We start from the raw sequence: 20,318 nt of genomic DNA on the forward strand, positions 1-20,318 counted from the left end.
GAGTGCGGCCTACACCCTTCAGGGGAGCCATCTGTCGAGGAATGCGCCATCGCTATCGAGGTTTCCACGGATCACGGTGAAGCCGAGGTCACGGAGGGCCCGTTCGAGGTCCTCCAGCTTTTCTGACGGATAGAGGTACTCAGCGGGCCAGTAGTCCATGCCCAAGCCGCCGTCACCGACTCCGAAGCGTTCGGCGATTTCGGTGGGCATCCATTCGTCGGTGACCAGATGGAGCGGCGGCCGACGCTCGTTGTGCTGGTACTCATACCAGCCGTCCTCGTCCATCTCCAGGTCGGCGAGTTCCTCGTCGGTCGGGACGGGCGGCTCGGTGGGCAGGCCGTCACGCCACTCCCGGAGAACGGCGAATATGTGGCCGCCATAACTCGCATCGATGATCATCGTTGGAGAGGGCCAGGCAGCGAGGATCTCGGCGGTGGTCTTGCGGGGCTCGCCGGTCAGTTCGGGCATGGGTTGTCCTCGATGGGTGAGGTGATCTTGACGTCCTGCGGTGGCCACGTCTCAGGCATGGCCGGTGTCCAGGTCGCGGGATCGTTCCAGAGCGAGCACAGTCTGTCGGTATCGCCACATGTGACCGACTTGTCGCGTGATCGTATCTCCTGGCTATAGTCATGAGGCTACAAAAGAGACACATGTCTACCTATAGGTACCACCTGTCTCTATCGTGGCTGTCGCTACATTCATTGATCTTGACAGGAGAGGCATGGACGAGGGCCGGTGGGTCACGGTCACGCCTTCCCAGTTCCAGCACGAGCGTGATGCCCTGGAGTATGTCCGCCGCTTGCTCCCGGAGGCGGAGCCGTACCGCGCCTGGTCGAACTTCACCTTCACCGCCGATACGGGCCACGTTCGCGAGGTCGACCTGCTGGTTGCCGCGCCCAGCGGCCTCCACCTCATCGAGATCAAGAGCCTGCATGGCCGGTTGACCGCGAGCGGCTCCAACTGGATCCAGCGGAACCCGTCAGGGTCGGGGACGCGCACGTTCGATAATCCTCTGCACTTGGCCGACTCCAAGGCCAAGCAGCTCAAGACGCTCCTTCAGCGAGCGGCCTCTAAAAGAGGGGTGCGCGAGCACATCCCATTCATTCAGGCCGCGGTGTTCCTCTCGGTCCCGTCCCTCCAGATCCAGCTGCCTGATCACCACCTGCACGGCATCTATGGAACCGAGGGGCAGGAGAATCTTCCCGAGATCTGGGAGGACCTGCTCCGCAGGCCGCCGCAGGACGATCGCAGGCGGTTGACGCCGACGCTGTCGCGGCAGCTGACGACGCTGCTGGAGGATGTCGGAATCGCCCGTAGCAGGCGTCACCTGCAGGTCGGGTCGTGGCAGTTGGAGACCCGTCCGTTCGACGTCGGACCGACCTGGCAGGACCATCATGCCGAGCACTCCCAGCTCAAGTCGGAGAAGCGGCGGATTCGCATTTATCTGGTGGAGCGCAACGCTGACCAGGCCATGCGGGCGAGCATCGAGCGGGCCGCCCGGCGGGAGATGCTTGTTCTGCACGGGATCAGCCATCCGGGCATCGTCCAGGTCGACACGATGGAGCCCCATGAGGCCGGCCCCGCGCTGATTTTCCGGCATCACCCGAAGGCCATGCGGCTCGACCACTATCTGGCTCAGTACGGTGAGAGCCTCGACCTGGACGCGCGGCTGGGCATGGTGCGCCAGCTTGCCGAGGCCGTTTCCTACGCTCACCGGAGGCGCCTCTACCACCGGGCACTGTCGGCGCGGAGCATTCTGGTCACCCCGGCTCGCGGTCGCGAAGCCGGATGGCTCCGGCCGCAGGTGCAGATCAGCGACTGGCAGACCGCGACCAGGGGCGCCGACTCTGCGGGCAGCACCGGTGAGGCGATGGTGCTCAGCTCGATAACCAGCCATGCCGGTGAGCACATCGAGGCCTCTGCCCAGGCCTACCTGGCGCCGGAGCTTTCCGCGCCCAACCCCGACCCGGTGGCGATGGACGTGTTCGGCCTCGGGGCGCTGTCCTACCTGCTGCTCACCGGTCAGCCACCCGCGGACACGCGCACCGAGCTGTTCACCCGGCTCTCCAAGGAGAACGGGCTGCGCCCTTCCACGGTTGCCGACTCGATCACCGAGTTCATGGACGAGATGGTGCAGGCGGCGACGGCTCCGGTGCCGACCCAGCGCCTGGCCACGGTGGCCGAGTTCCTCGAGATGCTGGAGTTGGTCGAGGATGAAGCGACCGCTCCGGAGACCGCCCACCCCGAAGACGAAGCCGTACCTGCAGCTGAGGAGCCTGACCCGCTCGACGCCCGCCCTGGGGACGTCATCGACAGTACATGGCGGATCGAGAAGCGCCTCGGCACCGGGTCGACATCACGCGCTTTTCTCGCCGAGAACCTCGACTCGGGCAGGAAGGAAGTGCTGAAGGTCGCGCTCTCGGACGAGAAGGCGTCGAGGCTGGAGCACGAGGCTTCGGTGTTGAGCCGCCTCGGCAGCGACTCCCGGGTGATCAGGCTGGCGCGCGACGAGCCGTTGCGCGTCGGCGGGCGCACCTTCATCGTGCTCGACCATGCCGGGGAGCACACCGTCGCCCGCAAGATCCGCGAGGACGGGCGGCTCAGCCCCGACGAGCTGGAGGTGTTCAGCGAGTACCTGTTCGGCGCGGTCGATTTCCTGGAAGGCGAGGGCGTCACCCACCGGGATATCAAGCCGGACAACATCGCGATCAGGATCCGGCCCAACCGCACCCGCCAGCTTGTCCTGTTCGACTTCAGTCTGGCCGGCATCTCGGTGAAGGACATCCAGGCGGGCACTCCGGGCTATCTGGACCCCTTCCTGGGTACGGCCTCGCGCCAGGTGTACGACGCGCACGCCGAGCGCTATGCGGTGGCCGTCACATTGCACGAGATGGCATCGGGCGAACTGCCTGAATGGGGCGACGGCAAGACCGAGGCGCGGTTCACTGAGGGACCACCCACTCTTGCGGTGGAGGCGTTCGACCCCGCGATCCGCGACGGGCTCGTGGAGTTCTTCCAGCGGGCCCTGCACCGGGACGCCAAGAAGCGGTTCGACACGCTCAAGGAGATGATGACCGCCTGGCGAATCGTCTTCCAGCGTTCCGATGCCGCTCCACCGGTCGGCTCCGATCATCCGGACGACACCGCGGGCAGGGGCACCCTTCCCGCGGAAGACGACGCCCCGCAGAAGGCCCGAGACAAAGCAGCCGAGGCCGCAACGCGGGCGACAGTGCTGGACGCTGCAGGACTCACGCAGCGGGCAGTCTCCGCGGCAGCCCGGCTCGAGGCCACTACGGTCGGGGATCTGCTCGACCTGCCGTCGAAGGCGCTGTTCAACCTGCCCGGCCTGGGCGCGAAGACACGACAGGAGCTCCAGCGGCGGATCCGGGACTGGCGGGCACGCCTGGGCGAGAACGAGATGTCGCCGCTGGCGACCGCCGAGAAAAAGGCGGCCAAGGCCGAGACCACGCACGCCACCGCAGGTACCGAAGAGGAGAGCCAGGCATTCAGTCGGGTCGGGCTCGACATCATCGCCTCCCTACTCGTCCCCGACCTCCTAGCGAACAGGCGCAACGCCACCGAGGTGGACGCAACCCGGCTCCTCCTCGGCCTCCCGAGCCCCGCCGGCGATCCCTCACCGCTCCCACCGTGGCCGCAGCAGCCCCAAGTGGCGATGGAACTACGGCCACAGGTCACTTCAGGCCGCATCGCCCAGATCATGGTCAAGCAGCGCGCACGCTGGCGCGACGAGCCGCTGGTCCGCAGCGTCCTCGATGAAGTGATCACACTTCTGGCCGGGAGCGGCCGCGTCATGGGAGCGGCCGAACTGGCCGAATCAATCCTCGCCCGGCGCGGCTCGGCCCGCACCGGCAGTACATTGCGCCGGGCGATCGCCATGGCCGCCGTCCGGGCCGCCGTCGAAATCGACCCAGTGCAAGGCGAACCACGGCTCATCACCCGCAGACACCGAGACCGGATCATGGTGGCTTTGGAGGCCACCGAGAGCGACGCGCCCGACACACCCGCAGGTCCCGCGCTGCTCGACTACGCCGACGCCCTCGGCAAGGCCGCAGACAGGCTGGCCGCCCAAGAGGTGCTGCCCACCGCAGCCACCGTGCTGCGCGAACTCCGCGCGGTGAAAGTCCCAGGGGCCGAGGTCATCCTCGATGACCGGCGGCTGGTCTTCCTCGCCGCCACCTCCTCCGACCGTGCGGCGGCGACCGCCCGGCTGGAGATCTACCCGCGCGATCTGTCCCCGGTCCGGGCGCTGCGCCTGACCCAGGCCGGTGTCGTGCCCGCGGTCATGCGGGACGGCAGGCCTCTCGGGCTTACCCCCGAGCAGATTCACGAGAAGGTCCGCGCCCGCTTCCCGGCGCTGCAGCCCCTGCCGAACCACCCGAAGCTGGACGCGCTGCTACGCGACGCGGGATTCGACGTGCGCTGGCGGGTCGACCGCTACGTCTCGCCCCAGGCCGAGGAAGCATCGACCGGCCGGCCGCTCACCCGCCGCGCGACCCGCACCGGCTCAAGCCGCTGGAATGCCGAGACCCCTGAACTCGCCGAGGCCCTGCGAACCGAGGAACGCCTGCGAGTCTCGGCGGACGCGGCACTGGCGGCGGGCGGCTTCCGCGCGCTGACCGTGCAGTTGAGCCTGTACGGCAGGGCACGCGGAGAACTCGTCTCCCGCTTCGGAGCCCGGCCGGTCAGCCTGGCGAAACTGTTCCTGCACGCCATGCAGGAGCAGGTCACGCCCGGTAAGAGACCCACCTGGGAGACGATCCTCGACGCTGATATCGCCGCCCCCAACAGCAAGGCGGCGTTCAAGCTCAGGGAGTACGCCGACCAGGCGTGGCAGCTCGTCGCGCACCGTCTCGCCGCGCTAGTAGAGAAGGGGGCCGAACAGCAGGCAGGAGGGCCGCTGCTCGTCTACGACGCGGCCCCCCTGGCCCGCTACGACGCCGGAGACCTGCTCTTCGACCTCGCCGCAGGCGCCCGCCAGGGCGACACGCCGGTCTGGCTGCTCTGCCCAATGAACAACCCAGGGCACCAGCCCCGCCTGGACGGGATGCTCGTGCCCGCCCAACTCCCCAACGAATGGATCGTGCTGCCCGACGCATGGGTGGCCAACCAACATAGAAGCGGAGCCAAGGCGTCGTGATCGTCTCCAAGGCACTCAAGGACGACCTCGTCAAGCAGGTGAAGTCGCTGGAAGTCGACCTGCGTGAGCAGGCCGAGTCGGTTGTCGACGTCCGCGCCAGGCTCCGCGCGGAGTACGAGCGGGCGTTCAAGCTCGGCCGCACCGGTGCCACCTGGGCGTCCTGGCGCGACGAGCGGGTGACCCAGGCCGCCGCCGCGTGGGCGCTAGGCACGGTGTTCGTCCGCTTCTGCGAGGACAACGCGCTGCTCGCCCAGCAGTACATCGCCGGGTCCACGCACGACGCGCTGCTCTTCGCGGAGGAGGCGCAGGAGGAGTTCTTCCGCGCCAACCCTGCCGAGACTGACCGAGGGTGGCTGCTGGCCGCCTTCGCCGAGATCGGCCGGTCGCAGGCCGGTCACCTACTCTTCGACGTAAAGCACAACCCGCTCTACCAGATCCCACTCTCGCACGACGCGGCCAAGGGGCTGCTCGCGTTCTGGCGGCGGCGCGGCGAGTCCGGCGTGCTGGTCCACTCCTTCGACTCGGGGGACTGGGACACCCGCTTCCTCGGGGACCTCTACCAGGACCTGTCCGAGGCCGCGAGGAAGAACTTCGCGCTGCTGCAGACTCCGGAGTTCGTCGAGGAGTTCATCCTCGACTACACGCTGACGCCAGCGATCGCCGAGTTCGGCCACGACGCCGTTAAGGTGATCGACCCCACCTGCGGGTCCGGACACTTCCTGCTTGGCGCGTTCCACCGGCTGCTCGACGAGTGGGTACGGCTCGCGCCCGCCCGAGACCAGCGGGAGCTGGTTCGGCTAGCGCTTGGCGCGGTTCACGGTGTGGACCTCAACCCCTTTGCGGTGGCGATCGCCCGTTTCCGGCTGCTTATCGCCGCGATGAAGGCCGCGGGCTTCACCTCGCTCGCGGACCTCGAAAACCATGACCTGGGGAACCTCAACATCGCCATCGGTGACGCTTTGATCAAGCACCCACAGCGCGCGATCACCGGCATCGACGATGACCAGGCACTCGCGGATTTCCACTACGCTACCGAGGACCGCGACGATTTCCCCGGCATCCTCGACGAGGGCCGCTACCACGTAGTCGTCGGCAATCCGCCCTACATCACCGTCAAGGACAAGAAGCTCAACCAGCTCTACCGCGATCTGTATGACGCGTGTTCCGGCAAGTACGCCCTATCGGTTCCTTTCGCGCAGCGCTTCTACCAGCTCGCTCGTACGGCTGGCGCTGATGGGCGCGGCTCCGGATACGTAGGCCAGATCACCGCGAACTCCTTCATGAAGAGGGAGTTCGGCAAAGTCCTCATCGAGAGCTTCTTCCGGGACAAGATCGAACTCACCCATGTCATCGACACGTCCGGGGCTTATATCCCCGGCCATGGCACTCCAACGGTGATCCTTGTGGGTCGGAACAAGGATTATCGGTATGCCCGAGGCGAGACCATTCGCACGGTGATGGGAATCCGTGGCGAACCCACCGCGCCCGAGGATCCCAGCAAGGGTCTGGTCTGGCAGGCGATCACCAATCAGATCGATCGAGCAGGAACCGAGAGCGAATGGATCAGTGTCTCTGATCAGAAGCGAGACCAGCTCGCAGGGTTCCCTTGGAGTCTCGCAGGCGGTGGGGCAGGTGACCTGCAAGAAGCCGTGGAGCACGATAGACGGTTGCTGGACGCAATGGCCGACTCAATCGGGATCACGAGCTTTACCTTGGAAGACGACCTGTACCTGCTTCCGATGAGAAGTGCTAGTCGACTTGGAATCCCCATTCAGTTCCGGCGATCCATGTGTGTCGGGGATGCGCTGCGGGACTGGGATTGCGGCGACCTCGACGACGCAATTTTCCCTTACGATGAGGACTTTCGACCCATAACTGTTGAGGGCGAGCGAAACCTCTTCAGGTACATGTGGCCGGGTCGAACGGTTATTTCCCGCAATCTACTTTTCGGCGGTAAGTCGAAGATTGAGGGTGGACTTCGCTGGAGTGAGTATGGGCGCCTCACCGCCAACAAGCTCAGGACCCCGCTATCGATTGCGTTTGCTTTCGTTGCTTCGCATAACCACTTCGTGCTGGATCGGGGTGGGAAGGTCTTCAAACAGTCCGCGCCAGTGATCAAGTTGCCGGAGGGGGCGACGGAGGACGAGCACCTGGAGTTGCTGGGAGTGCTCAATAGTTCCACCGCATGCTTCTGGCTCAAGCAGGTAAGCCAGAAGAAAGGGGGAGCCGGTAACTCGGGTGGAGGCCGGTCCGACCAGCCGTGGTCATGGAGTTACGAGTTCACGGGGACCAAGCTGCAGGAGTTCCCGTTGCCAGAGACGCTGCCTTTAGATCGAGGGCGGCAGTTGGATGCGCTGGCGCAACGGCTGGCATCGGTGTGTCCTTCCACTGTGGCTGCGCAAGCCGTACCGACAGGGGACGCGCTCGCGAGGGCGCGGGACAACTGGTACACGACGCTCGGCAGGATGTTCGCGGCGCAGGAGGAGTTGGACTGGGAGGTCTACTCTCTCTACGGGCTGCTGGACGACGATCTGACCGCCCCGGCGGACGCCGTGCCAGACTTGAACCTCGGTGAGCGTGCGTTCGAGATCGTGCTCGCCCGGAAGATGGCAGCTGGCGAGGTGGAGACCGAGTGGTTCTCGCGGCACAACTCGAAGCCGATTACGGAGCTGCCCGATCATTGGCCTGCGGAGTATCGCGCCGTGGTGGAGAAGCGCATTGCGCTGATCCAATCGGACCGCAACATCGGCCTGATCGAACGGCCGGAGTGCAAGCGCCGCTGGGCTTCCGAGGGCTTCGACGCGATGCAGGAACGGGCCCTGCGGGAGTGGCTGCTCGATCGGTTTGAGGCACGGGAGCTGTGGTTCCATCACGTGGACGGGATGGAGCAGCCTCGGCTGCTGACCACCGCGCAGCTCGCCGACGCGCTGCGGCGCGACGCCGACGTGGTGTCCGTGGCCGAGCTCTACGCCGGGGGCAAGGACCTGGAGAAGGTCGTCGCTGAGCTGGTGGCCGATGAGCACGTGCCGTACCTTGCGGCGCTCCGCTACAAGGACTCCGGCCTGCGCAAGCGCGCTGACTGGGAAGACGTGTGGGATCGGCAGCGCGCCGAGGACGCCGCTGAGTCGCAGGAGGCGAAGAAGAAGATCCGGGATGCGATCCCCGTGCCGCCGAAGTACGGTTCGGGCGATTTCCTCAAGCCCTCCTACTGGCGTAACCGCGGCAAGCTGGACCTGCCGAAGGAGCGGTTCGTCTCCTACCCATACGCGGGGCGGGACGGTGCGTCGTCCACGAAGGATGGGGCGCTGCTGCTCGGCTGGGCGGGCTTCGACCACCGCGAGCAGGCACAGAGCCTGGCCACCCTCATCGTGGAGCGCGAGCAGAGCGACGGCTGGGGTGCCGACCGGCTGGCGCCGCTGTTGGCCGGCCTGCGTGAGGTGCTGCCGTGGGTGCGGCAGTGGCATGGGGAGTTCGACGCCGCCTATGGCGCCAGCCCGGCTGAGATCTACGCGGGTTTCCTCGACCAGATGGCGAGCAACCTGAAGCTCACCGACGACGATCTCGCCGGCTGGCGGCCGCCCGCTGCCGGGCGCGGGCGCAGGAAGTAGGAGCGCGATGTCTACGCCGAACCAGCAGCCGCTGCTCAGGGACTTCATCGACATCCCGGAGGCGATGAGCGACAGCGATCTCGTCCTCGAACTGGCCAGCGGGGTCAACCGGGCCGAGGAGACGCTGCGCGAATACGTGATCACGGATTCGCTCGTGGACAACTTCGACCAGGCGCTGGGCCTGATCAAGACCGCCGTGACCGGCCAGGCATCGAAGGCCGCCTACCTGCACGGATCCTTCGGTTCAGGTAAGTCGCACTTCATGGCGGTCCTGCACGCTCTGCTGCGCAAGGAGAAGGTCGCCAGGGAGCGGACGGAGTTCGCCCCGCTGCTTGCCAAGCACGACTGGATGGACGGCAAGAAGTTCCTGCTGGTGCCGTTGCACCTGCTCGGCGCCAAGTCGCTGGAGCAGCGGGTGTTCGGTCGCTACATCGACTACGTGCGGATACTGCATCCGGATGCCCCGATCCCGGCGGTGCACCGTACCGACGCCCTGCTGGACCAGGCACGCTTCACCAGGGAACGGGTCGACGACGAGGGGTTCATCGCCGGTCTGCCAGGAGGGGACGAGGAAGATGAGTGGGGGGACAGCTCGGCCTTCTGGACCTCGGAGAAGCTTGACGCCGCCTTCGCCGCCGCGTACGACGATGACCTGCGCCGCCGGCTCGTCAACGACCTGCTGCTGAGCTGGGGCGCGGGTTTCTTCCGCGACGCCAAGGAGGACGCCGAGGCGTTCGTCTCGCTGGATGCCGGGCTGAAGGAGATCAGCCGCCACGCCAAGGAGCTCGGCTACGACAGCCTCATCCTGTTCCTCGACGAGCTGGTGCTCTGGCTGATCAACTCGGCGGGTGACGCGCAGTTTGTCAGCCGTGAGATGCAGAAAATCACGAACTTCGTGGAGGGAGGCGACCCGGACCGCCCGGCGCCGGTGGTGAGCTTCATTGCCCGTCAGCGCGATCTGCGCGAGGCTCTCGGCGAACAGGTGACCGGCACCACCGAGCTGAGCATCCTGGACACCCTCGACCTGGCCAAGGCCCGGTTCGACACCATCACACTGGAAGACCGGAACCTGCCGGTGATCGCCCGGGAGCGGGTACTCAGACGCAGGGAGCCGGTGACGGAGTCGGAAGCCGCCATCGCGCGGGCCTTCGACAAGGCCACGAAGCTGCGCCAGCAGGTGAGGGACACATTGCTCGGCGCGGGGGGCGGAACCGGGGCCGACATCGAGGCCTTCCGCAAGACCTACCCGTTCAGCCCAGCCTTCATGGACACGCTGGTCCACCTATCGGCGGCGTTACAGCGGTCGCGCACGGCGCTGAAGCTCATGCGCCGCCTGCTGATCCGCCGCCGCGAGGAGCTCCGGCTCGGTCAGCTCATCCCGCTCGGTGACCTCTACGACGTCATCACCGAGGGCGGTGATGAGCCGTTCACCCAGAAGCTCAAGGTGGAGTTCGAGGCCGCGCAGAAGCTCTACGAGGTGCGGCTGCGCCCGTACCTGCTCGACAGGTACGCCCTTACCGAGGATGACATCGCCCAGGCCCGACGCGGAGATCTTGCCGACGCGCAGACGGCCGGCAAAGTCCGGGCGTTCAGCGGTGACGACCGGCTGATGAAGACTCTGCTGCTGTCGGCGCTCGCGCCGACGGTGCCCGCCCTGCACAACCTGACCGCCAGCCGTCTGTCCGCGCTGAACCACGGCAGCGTGATCAGCCCGATCCCCGGCACCGAGGTCACGCAGGTCGCCCGGAAGGTCGAGGATTGGGCGGGCCAGTTCACCGAGATCAAGTTCACCGGAGGCGACGACCCCGGCGTCGGCCTGGAGCTCGTCGGGGTCGATGTCGAGTCGGTGCTGTCGACGGCCCGATTCGCCAACACTGACGGTGCCAGGAAGAACCTCGTCAAGAAGCTGCTCTACACCGAGCTCGGTGTCACCGAGACCGGGCAATACAGCGGGGACAGGTTCGATCTCACCTGGCGCGGCAGCAAGCGGGCGGTGGAGGTCGTCTTCGGCAACATCCGCGATGCGCACGACCTGCGGGACGACGTCTTCCACCCCGCCGATCCCACCTCCTGGCGCTTGATCGTCGACTATCCCTTCGACCTCGACGACTACACACCCGCCGATGACCGTAATCGGCTGCAGAACATGGCGGTCCACGATCGGACGCTCTGCTGGATCCCGGCGTCACTGTCGCCGGAGCGGCTGCGGGATCTGGGCAAGCTCGTCGTCCTCGACTACGTGCTGTCCGGGCAGCGTTTCGAGGAGCACGCCGGCCACCTGAACCCGACCGATCGGCATCGGGCCCGCCAGACCCTGACCGACCAGCGGAACACCCTGCAGGGCAAGCTGACCGAGACACTTCGTCAGGCGTACGGCCTGATCACGAAGCAGCCCGCCGACGTCGTCACCGGGTTCGACGACCACCTGTTTTCCCTGCATGACGGGTTGCGGCCCAGACTGGCCTCCGGCGCCGCGCTGTCCGAGGCGATGCGGTCGCTCGCCGACCAGATGCTGATGGTGCAGTATCCAGCGCATCCCGACTTCGACCCCGACCGCACCGGCGCGACGGTCAGGCTCGCCGACGCCCGCATGGTTCTCGACTACGTGCGGCAGGCGACCGAGAAGCCCAGCGACCCGGTGGAGGTCGACAAGTCACATCGCGCGACCATGCGGCGGATCGCCAACCCGCTGCTCATCGGCGAGATGCATGAGGCGAAGTTCGTAATCGGGTCGTACTGGCGTCAGCACTTCCAGCAGCAGGCGGCCAAGGAGGGCATCACCGGCGACCTGCGACTGGCCAAGCTGCTCGACTGGATCGACCTCCCCGAGGCGCGAGGCCTGGAGAAGCTAGTGGCCCACCTCGTCATCGTCTGCTTCGCCGAGCAGACGGACCGTGCCTTCGTCTACCGAGGCAACCTCGAGGCGAGGACACCGGAGCTGAACCAGATCAAGGATGAGATGGCGCTTCGTGAACAGCAGCTTCCCGACGAGCAGACCTGGGAGACGGCGCGCCTTCGCGCCATGGAGGTATTCGGGCACAATCCCTCCGCCATCCGCAGAGCCCGGCTTGCCGCGATCTTCGCACGGCAGCTATCAGACGACTCCCGCACCTACCGCGACGCGTCGCACCAGCTCGTCGCACGATTGGAGGCCCACGCGGGGGTGCTGGGCCTCGACCTGGAGGCGAGGCAGGGCCGGCTGCACACCGCCAGATGCGCGGCCGACCTGCTCGACGGGCTGGGATCGCGCCACGGGCAACTGGACATCATTGCTCAGCTCGCCGAAGCCGAGCTCGGCGGACCCGCCCACCGGACCGGCAAGAGCATCAAGAGCGCGCAGGCGGTATCGGCCGCGCTGAAGAGCGCGCCGTGGGAGAACCTTGAGATCATCGCCTCGCTGCCCGAGCCGTACGATCAGGAAGCGAAGCGGATTCTGGAAGATCTCCGGCAGGCAGCGGTCGCGGATGAACTCACCATCGGGCTAGGCCCGGCGCTGGAGAAGGCAGCGACGTCCGCAGCCGCGCTGATCCGGAGAGCGACCGTTCGGCGCCCTGACCCGGACAAGAAGGATCCGCGTCCAAAGCCAGGCGCAGGTGAGCGGACGGTCCGGGTCGCAGAACTGGCGGCTCTCGCCGACGAGATCGCGGCGGCACATCCCGGCGCGACAGTCGAAATCTCCTGGCGGGTGATCGAGCAGCCATGACCTCATCCACGATCCGCCGCCTGCTGCCCGTCACCTCCGCCGCACTCGAGCAGGAGGTGACCCGGCTGCTGCGAAAGTACGCCGGGCAACAGGAGAAGGCACTGCTCATCCGGGCCCAGCCGCTGGGCAACGGGTTCGGGACAATGACCGTGGCAGGCCAGCGAATGCGGGTGGTGTCCTGCGTGTCGCCGCTCGCCGTACTGGAGCAGGTCACCGAGCATGCCGAGAGCGACGACGACGCCGTCCTGGTCGTGCTCACCGGCGCAGAGGATAGCGACCTCGGTACAGGCCTGCTCAGCAGGGTCATCCGGCAGCGCGTTTTCGTGGTGGAGCCATGGCGGTTGATCGAGGAAAGTTTCGGGGCCCAGCACCTGGACCCGCGGCTCGCCGCTGAGAGCTGGGCCGGGGAAGCGCTGGTCGACGCCATGCCGCCGGGCGGCTGGCCGCGGCTGGCGGGACCGCTACTCACCCGCGACACTGCACTTCGGGCGCTGGCCGTCCGCCGCCTGGGCCTGGACCGGATCGGCGTCGATCCCGAGAACCTAGACGCTAGCGCGCTGCTGCTCTGGAGCCGGGACCTCGAACAAGTCGAAGCGTTCCGCCTGCTCCGTGAAGCCGAACGCGCCGGTCTCATCGCCTGGCTCCGTGAGTGTGCCGGGGGAACCGCCGACGTGCTGTTCCCCCTCGTCGAATCGGGCCATGCGGGCGATGCCCTCGCCCTTGGTCTGGTCTGCGCCGCGCTCTGGCACCCACAAGCAGGCAGCACCGCCCAGCGAGCGCAGGGAGGTGTACTGTCCTACATCGCCATGGCCAGGCCCGGCGAGATCAAAGTAACCGACCAAGCCGTCCGGGAGTTCGCGGCAGCCGCCGAGCAGCTCACCGGGTGGATGCTGGCCGATCGGCGCGACGAGAACGCCGGACGGCATGCCCACGCCGTGCTCGACCGGGCCGAGGAGCTGATCGCCCAGTTCGGCGCCGGATCGGCGGCTCAGCACAGCCTGCTGTTGCGCTCCAGCCTCGACGCCCGTATCGAGGCGGTCGCTCAGACGCTGAGGACGTCAATCCATGACCACTGTGCTGTTGGGAAACTGGCCCAGGCGGTAGCCGAGCTGCGCGAACACAAGCTGGCCGATATACACGCCCATCGAGTACGGCGAGCGGAAATGGCACAGCGCCTGGTCCAGTGGCTTGCCACCCCGAACCCCACCGCTTCTGGTGCCGGCGCGGCCGTACAGGCGCAGATGGGCGAGTGGGGCTGGGTCGATCGCGCCCGGGACGACATTTGGGCAGGCGAAGAACTCAATAGGACGCTGCAGAGCGACTACCGGGACCTGTATGCGCTGGTCCGGGACCGCAGACGGGCGTTGGACGAGGAATTCGCCGGCAGGCTCGCCGCCTCAACCGCGGCAGGTGCCGATCCCGGTCAGATTCTAATGGTCGAGACCGTGCTGCCGCGCGTCGTTGCTCCCCTGGTGACGGGAGGGAACGGACACCGGCGTCCGGTCCTGCTTCTGGTGCTGGACGGGATGAGCACGGCCGTGGCCACCGCGCTCGGCGAGGAACTGCGCGCTGAGCGGTGGGAGGAGTACGACCCTGTCGCAGGTGCTGATGAGGAACCGCGCCGCCGGGCCGTGGTCGCCGCCCTGCCCACCGTCACCCAGGTGTCGCGGGCCAGTCTGTTCGCCGCTCGCATCACCACCGGCGGCCCAGACGACGAGCGGGCCGCCTTCGAGAAGCACGCATTTTGGAAGGGTAAGAAAGCGCGGCTCTTCCACAAGGGCGGCCTCCCGGGGGATGCTGGCGAGACCCTCGGCGACGACCTGGTCCAGGCCCTGAACGATGACGCGACCGCCGTGGCTGTCGTCCTCAACACCATCGACGACAGCCTCGACAAGGGCCGCGCCGACGTCCCGTGGCGCATCTCCGACATCGCCGGAATGCGGACGCTGCTCGACTACGCCCGCTACCAGGGCCGCGCAGTCATCATCACGAGCGACCACGGCCACGTCCTGGAACGCGGCAGCGAGCTACGCCGTGCGGACGGCGTCAGGTCGGCCAGGCACCGTAGCGCCGGCCCACCGGCCGATGCGGCCGAGGTGGAGCTGGCCGGATCACGGGTGGCCGCCGCAGACGAGCGGATCGTCGCACTGTGGGACCCGCATGTCCGCTACACAGACAAGAAGGCCGGCTATCACGGCGGCGCGTCGCTGGCTGAGGTGACGATCCCGCTGCTGGCCTTCCTGCCGCTCGGGGCGGCCGCCCCCACCGGCTGGCGCGCGCTGCCTGACCAGAGCCCTTCCTGGTGGTCGCTCGACGCCCCCGGGCCCGTGGCACCCGCCGTACAGGCTCCTGCGCGTACCAAGCCGCGCAAGAACGGGAAGAAGCAGGACCAGCAGGAGCGGCCGGGGCTCTTCGACGTCGCGATGGCGTCCCCCGAGGTGCCACAGGCGCCAGAGACGGCGCTCGTGGCCGAACTGCTGGACACAGAGCTGTTCCAGGCTCAGCAGCGGCTGATGCCGCGCAAGGTCCCGGCCGCCAAGATCGAGGCTGTGCTTGTGGCGCTGCTCGAGTCCGGAGGAGTGCTGCCGTTGCCGGTCGCCGCCGAGCGGGCCGGTGAGCCCGTCGTGCGGGCCGCCGGGTTTGCTGCGACGCTGCAGCGCATCTTCAACCTTGACAACTACCCTGTTTTGGCGGTTGTCGACAATGGCCGCACTCTCAAGCTCGACGTGGCGCTGCTGCGTGAACAGTTCGGCCTGAAGGGGCGGTAGGGGTGTCGGAGTCGGAGTCCGTGTCGGTCAGCGCGGTACGGCGTCGCGAGGTCATCGACGCGCTCCGAAACGGTGCCGTGCCCCAGGCAGGGCTCGACCTGCTCGCCGTCGGCCTCGACCGATTCGCCTCGGCAGTTGATGCCGAGCTGGACACCGTCACGTCCGGGGGATCGGTGTTCAAGGCGGTCCGCGGTGAGTACGGCTCGGGCAAGACCTTCTTCACCCGCTGGCTCGCCGAACAGGCCAAGCGTCGCGGCATGGCCACCGCCGAGGTCCAGGTGTCGGAGAACGAGACCCCGCTACACCGGCTGGAGACGGTGTACCGGCGCCTCACCGAGCGGCTCTCGACGGCTTCATACGCGCCCTCGGCACTTCGACCGGTGGTCGACGCCTGGTTCTACGTCCTGGAGGAGGACGCCTTCGCGGTGGACGCGTCGCTGGAAGGCGCGGCGCTCGAAACCGCCGTCGAAGACCTGCTCGCCCAGCGGCTCGCTGAAGTCAGCCGATCGGCGCCGACCTTCGCCGCGGCGTTGCGTGGTTACCGCAATGCCCTTGCCTCCGGAGACAGCGGCACGGCCGAGTCCATCCTCGCCTGGCTGGGGGGCCAGCCGAACGTCGCCGCGGCGGCGCGCCGGGCCGCCGGAGTCCGGGGCGACCTCGACCATTTCGGCGCCCTGGGCTTCCTCCAGGGCATGCTGACCGTGCTGCGCGACTCCGGCCATCCTGGCCTGGTACTGGTGCTGGATGAGGTCGAAACTCTGCAGCGGGTACGCTCCGACGCCCGCGACAAGGCGCTCAACTCGCTGCGGCAACTCATCGACGAAGTCCACTCCGGCAGGTTCCCTGGCCTGTATCTGCTGATCACCGGCACATCCGCGTTCTACGACGGGCCCCAGGGCGTACAGCGGCTCACCCCTCTGGCGCAGCGGCTCTCGGTCGACTTCACCTCCGACACCCGCTTCGACAACCCCAGGGCGATCCAGATCCGGCTGACCGGATTCACCCTGGACTCGCTTGGAGAGCTCGGACGCAAGGTTCGATCTCTGTATGCCGCGGGGGCTTCCGCTTCGGACAGGGTCTCCTTCACAGTGGACGACGCCTATGTTGCCGAGCTGGCATCGGCGGTCACCGGAGGGCTCGGCGGCCAAGTCGGAGTCGCCCCCCGGATATTCCTGCGAAAGCTGGTGGACGTGCTCGACCGGGTCGACCAGTTCGACGACTTCGACCCTCGCAAGCACTACACGCTGACTCTTTCATCCGTGGAGCTGACCGAGGTCGAACGGAACGTGGCGAACGCCGCTCGGCCTGCGGATTCGGCTGATGAGGTGGACCTGGACCTGTCGTGACGTCCGCCCTGCTGCATCCCACCCTGCTCCATCACATCGTCAACACCCTCGGCTGGCCCGATCTGCGACCGTTGCAGCGGGCGGCGATCGGACCCCTGATGGACGGCGAGGACGCGGTGCTGCTCGCCCCGACCGCGGGCGGCAAGACCGAAGCGGCGGTCTTCCCACTGCTGTCGCGGATGGCCACGAACAACTGGCACGGCACCTCCGTGCTCTACGTGTGCCCGCTCAAGGCACTGCTCAATAACCTGCTGCCGCGGCTAGAGAAGTACACGGACTGGATCGGGCGTCGCGCTGCGCTGTGGCATGGGGACGTAACCGATACGGCGCGCAAACGGATCCTCGCCGCGCGCCCCGACGTGCTCCTGACCACACCTGAGTCGCTTGAAGCGATGCTCGTGAGCATCAACGTGGACCACCGGCAGCTCTTCGCCGGCCTTCAGGCCATCGTGGTCGACGAGGTGCACGCGTTCGCTGGCGATGACCGTGGCTGGCACCTGCTCGCCGTCCTGGAAAGGCTCACCCACCTGCTCGGGCGGCCCATTCAGCGGGTGGGTCTGTCGGCCACCGTGGGCAACCCAGCGGAGCTGCTGACCTGGTTGCAAGGTGCCCAGGCTGGGGCGCGTCCGGGGCAGGTCATAGCCCCGGACCTCGCCGTAAAGCCCGTGGGGCAGGGCACGCCACCGGGGCAGGTGCAGCTCGACTACGTCGGATCGGTATCCAACGCGGCCAAGGTGATCGCCGCGTTGCACCGGGGAGAGAAGCGGCTGGTCTTCTGCGACTCACGGCAGCTCGTCGAGGAGTTGGGACACTCACTGCGCGCGCTCGGGGTCACCACCTTCCTCTCGCACGCCTCCCTGTCCCTCGATGAGCGGCGCAGGTCGGAGGAGGCCTTCGCCCAGGAGCGGGACTGCGTCATCGTCGCCACGTCCACACTGGAGCTCGGCATCGACGTCGGTGACCTCGACCGGGTCATCCAGATCAACGCGCCGATGACCGTCGCGTCGTTCCTGCAGCGCATCGGCCGTACCGGCCGCCGGACCGGGACCGTGCGCAACTGCCTGTTCCTGGCCCTAAACGAGGATGCGCTGCTGCACACGGCCGGCTTGCTGCTGCTATGGGGCCGCGGCTGGGTGGAGCCGGTGGTCCCGCCGCCGGAGCCTCGCCACATCATGGCCCAGCAGGTGCTCGCGCTGTGCCTGCAGGAGCACCGGGTGGGCGACCGGGTGTGGCCGCAGTGGTGGAACGGGCTCGGCCCCTTCAGCCGGGGAGCCGAGCCGATCGTGCGGCACCTGGTGGAACAGGGGTATCTAGACTCCGACTCGGGGATGCTGTTCATCGGCCCAGAGGCCGAGCGCCGTTTCGGCCGGCGGCACTTCATGGAAATGACCACCGTCTTCACCGCAGCGCCGCAGTTCACCGTGCTGGCGGGGAGGAAGGAGGTGGGACGGACCGACCCGGCTGTCCTGACCGAAGAGATCGAGGGTCCACGCCTGCTCCTGCTCGGCGGACGCACCTGGCGGGTGACCTATATCGACTGGCGCCGGCGGCGTTGCTTCGTCGAACCGTCAGACGGACGGGGCAAGGCACGCTGGAACAGCGCCATGGGGCCGAGCGGGCTGTCGTACATGCTGACCCAGGCCATGCGCTCGGTGCTGCTCGGGGAGGACCCACCGGTACGGCTCACCCAGCGAGGGAAAGAGCATCTCGCGATGATCCGCGAAGAGGCCATCGACACTGTGCACCCTGCCGGGACCGTCGTCACACGCGACAGGAACGGGGAAGTCCGATGGTGGACGTGGGGTGGATTCCGCGCCAACGCCACCCTCCTGTCCACCCTGCCGGGAATTGCAGGGCCAGGACAGCGAGTCGAGGACGAGTCCGTCAGACTCCGTGAGGACCTAACTTTCGAGCAGTGGAAGGAGGCCGTAGCGGATGCCGCCGCTCGGCTCTCCCTCCCGGAGGTCGACCACAAGGCCCTCAACGGACTCAAGTTCAGCGCAGCGCTCCCGCCGCGTCTCGCCGAGGCGACGCTTGCGGCCCGGCTTGCCGACCTGGAGGGCGCCGCAGCAGTCCTCCGGGAACCGGCACGTTGGACGGTTCTCTGATAGGCCAACCGGAGGTTGGGAGGCCGTCCTCCTAAACGAGGTACAACTGTCGTCCCGAACGACCATGGTTCACCTGAGACTGATGTGTCAAGCATGTCCCGGGACCGGACAGGCAGATCACGCAGCTCGTTGCCGAATTGTGCTCATAGGGATCAAGGGCGGCGCTACGCGCCGCCTCGCGGCCCTACGCCCGCTCGGCGGCCGGGCATGCGGCCTGGGGGCCGGTCCCGGCCGACGGCGGCTCGGGACCGCATGCGAGCACACACCAGTCACAGCCCTACGGAGACCGGTCGCGGGAGACCTTGTCCTCCTGGCTGCAAGAGCATCCCGGCCGCTGCCCGCCGAGTCATGGGGATCGGCACTTGCGAGGAGAACGAGGGCGGACCGGGAAACGGGCGACTCATGCTAGTTCACCAGCGGTTGTCAGCGTGCTCGCATCCTTGACTGGCCCGAACAACTCGACTGCCCGTATGACGAACCGGCATCACGCTACGGGCTATCGGCCATTGTCCGTACCCCGACCGCCTCGCAAGCGGTCTTCTGTTTCAGATTTAAGCTCGTCTAGTCTTGACAACAGGAATTGCTCTTGATCAGACAGGAGGTTTCCCGACTTCATTTTACTCATCAAATCATCAATGTTTTTTTGTAAAGTACTCATACAGATATCGGTCGCCTCATCAAAGCCCTTGTCGAATTCATTGTCGAATAACTTCCGTCCAGCTTCTATCGCGATATCGCGAAAAAAAGCAATCACACTCGACATGCTGCCCTCCTTACTCGTCGTAACCCATGCCGCGTCAATCGACACGACCGTCCGACTGGTCTTTGTAGGTGATCTGACGCACTCTCGCGGCCGACGTGTAATCCGTCGTACTTTCGAGGCGTCTTCTTCTCATCCGCAGCTCCGGATCGCGGTGGATGGAGCGCCAGAGCGAACGGCCTCATCTTAGCCTGCTGAGGCAGCCCTGATCGCCCTGGCCATCACACAGAGAAAGATCCAAAACACGTTGGGGATCCAATCCGGCGTTCTTCGATCGTCGCTGACAGTCTGTTCTCTCGCAGCCCTTACGATCGCCTTTCTGTGGTTGGCCGCCGTACGTGGTTGGGGGCGATCGACGGTCCGGAGCTTCGTTCCTCAGCCCCGGCCCAACGGACGTCGTTGGTTGCACTTCGGGTTGCAGTACGAGACCGTACGGGGCGGTTCAGCGCGGACCGCGCATGCATGCTGACCTGCATTGAACTGTCCAGAACCATGATCGGCCGAGCTTTTAATCCGCAGTGTCTCGGTTCGGGCCGCGGACTCCTCGGTCAAGCGACGGCTCTGTGCAATATGCGTGCAATGATCATGATGGCGGGGGAGCCGTGAGCGTACTGCGCACCAGGTCAGCGGCCATGTCACCCGAAGAACGGTCACGAGCTGTAAAACCGTCGGCTCAGCCTACGCAAGTTCGAACCTTGCACCTGCCACCAGCAGAACAGCAGCTCAGAGGCCCTCCGGGGCCTCTTCTGCTTTCCGGCCCTGTGCAGCCGTAGGCCACCGCGAGCGGCCATCTGTCGGGGGTCCACCAATGGGCGTAAGCATTCACGTCCAGCGCGTTTCGAGTTTGGTGATCGCGCTGCGTGGTCG

The 20,318-nt window shown here is 66.8% G+C and carries 8 protein-coding genes; 6 read left to right on the forward strand and 2 right to left on the reverse strand.

Annotated features, from left to right (window positions below; all coding sequences use genetic code 11):
• Positions 1 to 18 precede the first annotated feature (18 nt).
• Positions 19 to 468, reverse strand: coding sequence for a hypothetical protein (locus OG344_RS12205; RefSeq protein WP_405088316.1), 450 nt, complete (start codon positions 466 to 468; stop codon positions 19 to 21).
• A 253-nt stretch (positions 469 to 721) separates the two neighbouring features.
• Here OG344_RS12205 and pglW point away from each other — a divergent pair, with 253 nt between their 5' ends.
• Genes pglW through OG344_RS12235 form a run of 6 tightly spaced genes read left to right on the forward strand, consistent with a single transcriptional unit; the run spans position 722 to position 18,691 of the window.
• On the forward strand, positions 722 to 5,158 hold the full coding sequence (gene pglW, locus OG344_RS12210; RefSeq protein ID WP_405088317.1) for a BREX system serine/threonine kinase PglW: 4,437 nt from the start codon (positions 722 to 724) through the stop codon (positions 5,156 to 5,158).
• Positions 5,155 to 8,766: a BREX-2 system adenine-specific DNA-methyltransferase PglX gene (pglX, locus tag OG344_RS12215; protein WP_405088318.1), complete on the forward strand. Its 3,612-nt coding sequence runs from the start codon at positions 5,155 to 5,157 to the stop codon at positions 8,764 to 8,766. Before pglW ends, pglX begins: the two co-directional genes overlap by 4 nt.
• 7 nt (positions 8,767 to 8,773) lie before the next feature.
• Positions 8,774 to 12,469, forward strand: coding sequence for a hypothetical protein (locus OG344_RS12220; protein ID WP_405088319.1), 3,696 nt, complete (start codon positions 8,774 to 8,776; stop codon positions 12,467 to 12,469).
• The gene (pglZ, locus tag OG344_RS12225; protein WP_405088320.1) at positions 12,466 to 15,237 is read left to right on the forward strand and encodes a BREX-2 system phosphatase PglZ; all 2,772 of its coding nucleotides are present in this window, start codon (positions 12,466 to 12,468) and stop codon (positions 15,235 to 15,237) included. Before OG344_RS12220 ends, pglZ begins: the two co-directional genes overlap by 4 nt.
• A gap of 20 nt (positions 15,238 to 15,257) precedes the next feature.
• A complete protein-coding gene (gene brxD / locus OG344_RS12230; RefSeq protein WP_405088321.1) occupies positions 15,258 to 16,583 on the forward strand; it encodes a BREX system ATP-binding protein BrxD in 1,326 nt (441 codons plus the stop codon).
• Complete coding sequence (locus OG344_RS12235; protein WP_405088322.1) at positions 16,580 to 18,691, forward strand: DEAD/DEAH box helicase; 2,112 nt, start codon at positions 16,580 to 16,582, stop codon at positions 18,689 to 18,691. The genes brxD and OG344_RS12235 overlap by 4 nt, the downstream gene beginning before the upstream one ends.
• 496 nt (positions 18,692 to 19,187) lie before the next feature.
• Here OG344_RS12235 and OG344_RS12240 read toward each other — a convergent pair whose 3' ends face one another.
• On the reverse strand, positions 19,188 to 19,454 hold the full coding sequence (locus OG344_RS12240) for a hypothetical protein (protein WP_405088323.1): 267 nt from the start codon (positions 19,452 to 19,454) through the stop codon (positions 19,188 to 19,190).
• Between the last annotated feature and the right edge of the window lie 864 nt (positions 19,455 to 20,318).

Source organism: Microbispora sp. NBC_01389 (genome assembly GCF_045040095.1).
Classification (GTDB): Bacteria; Actinomycetota; Actinomycetes; order Streptosporangiales; family Streptosporangiaceae; genus Microbispora.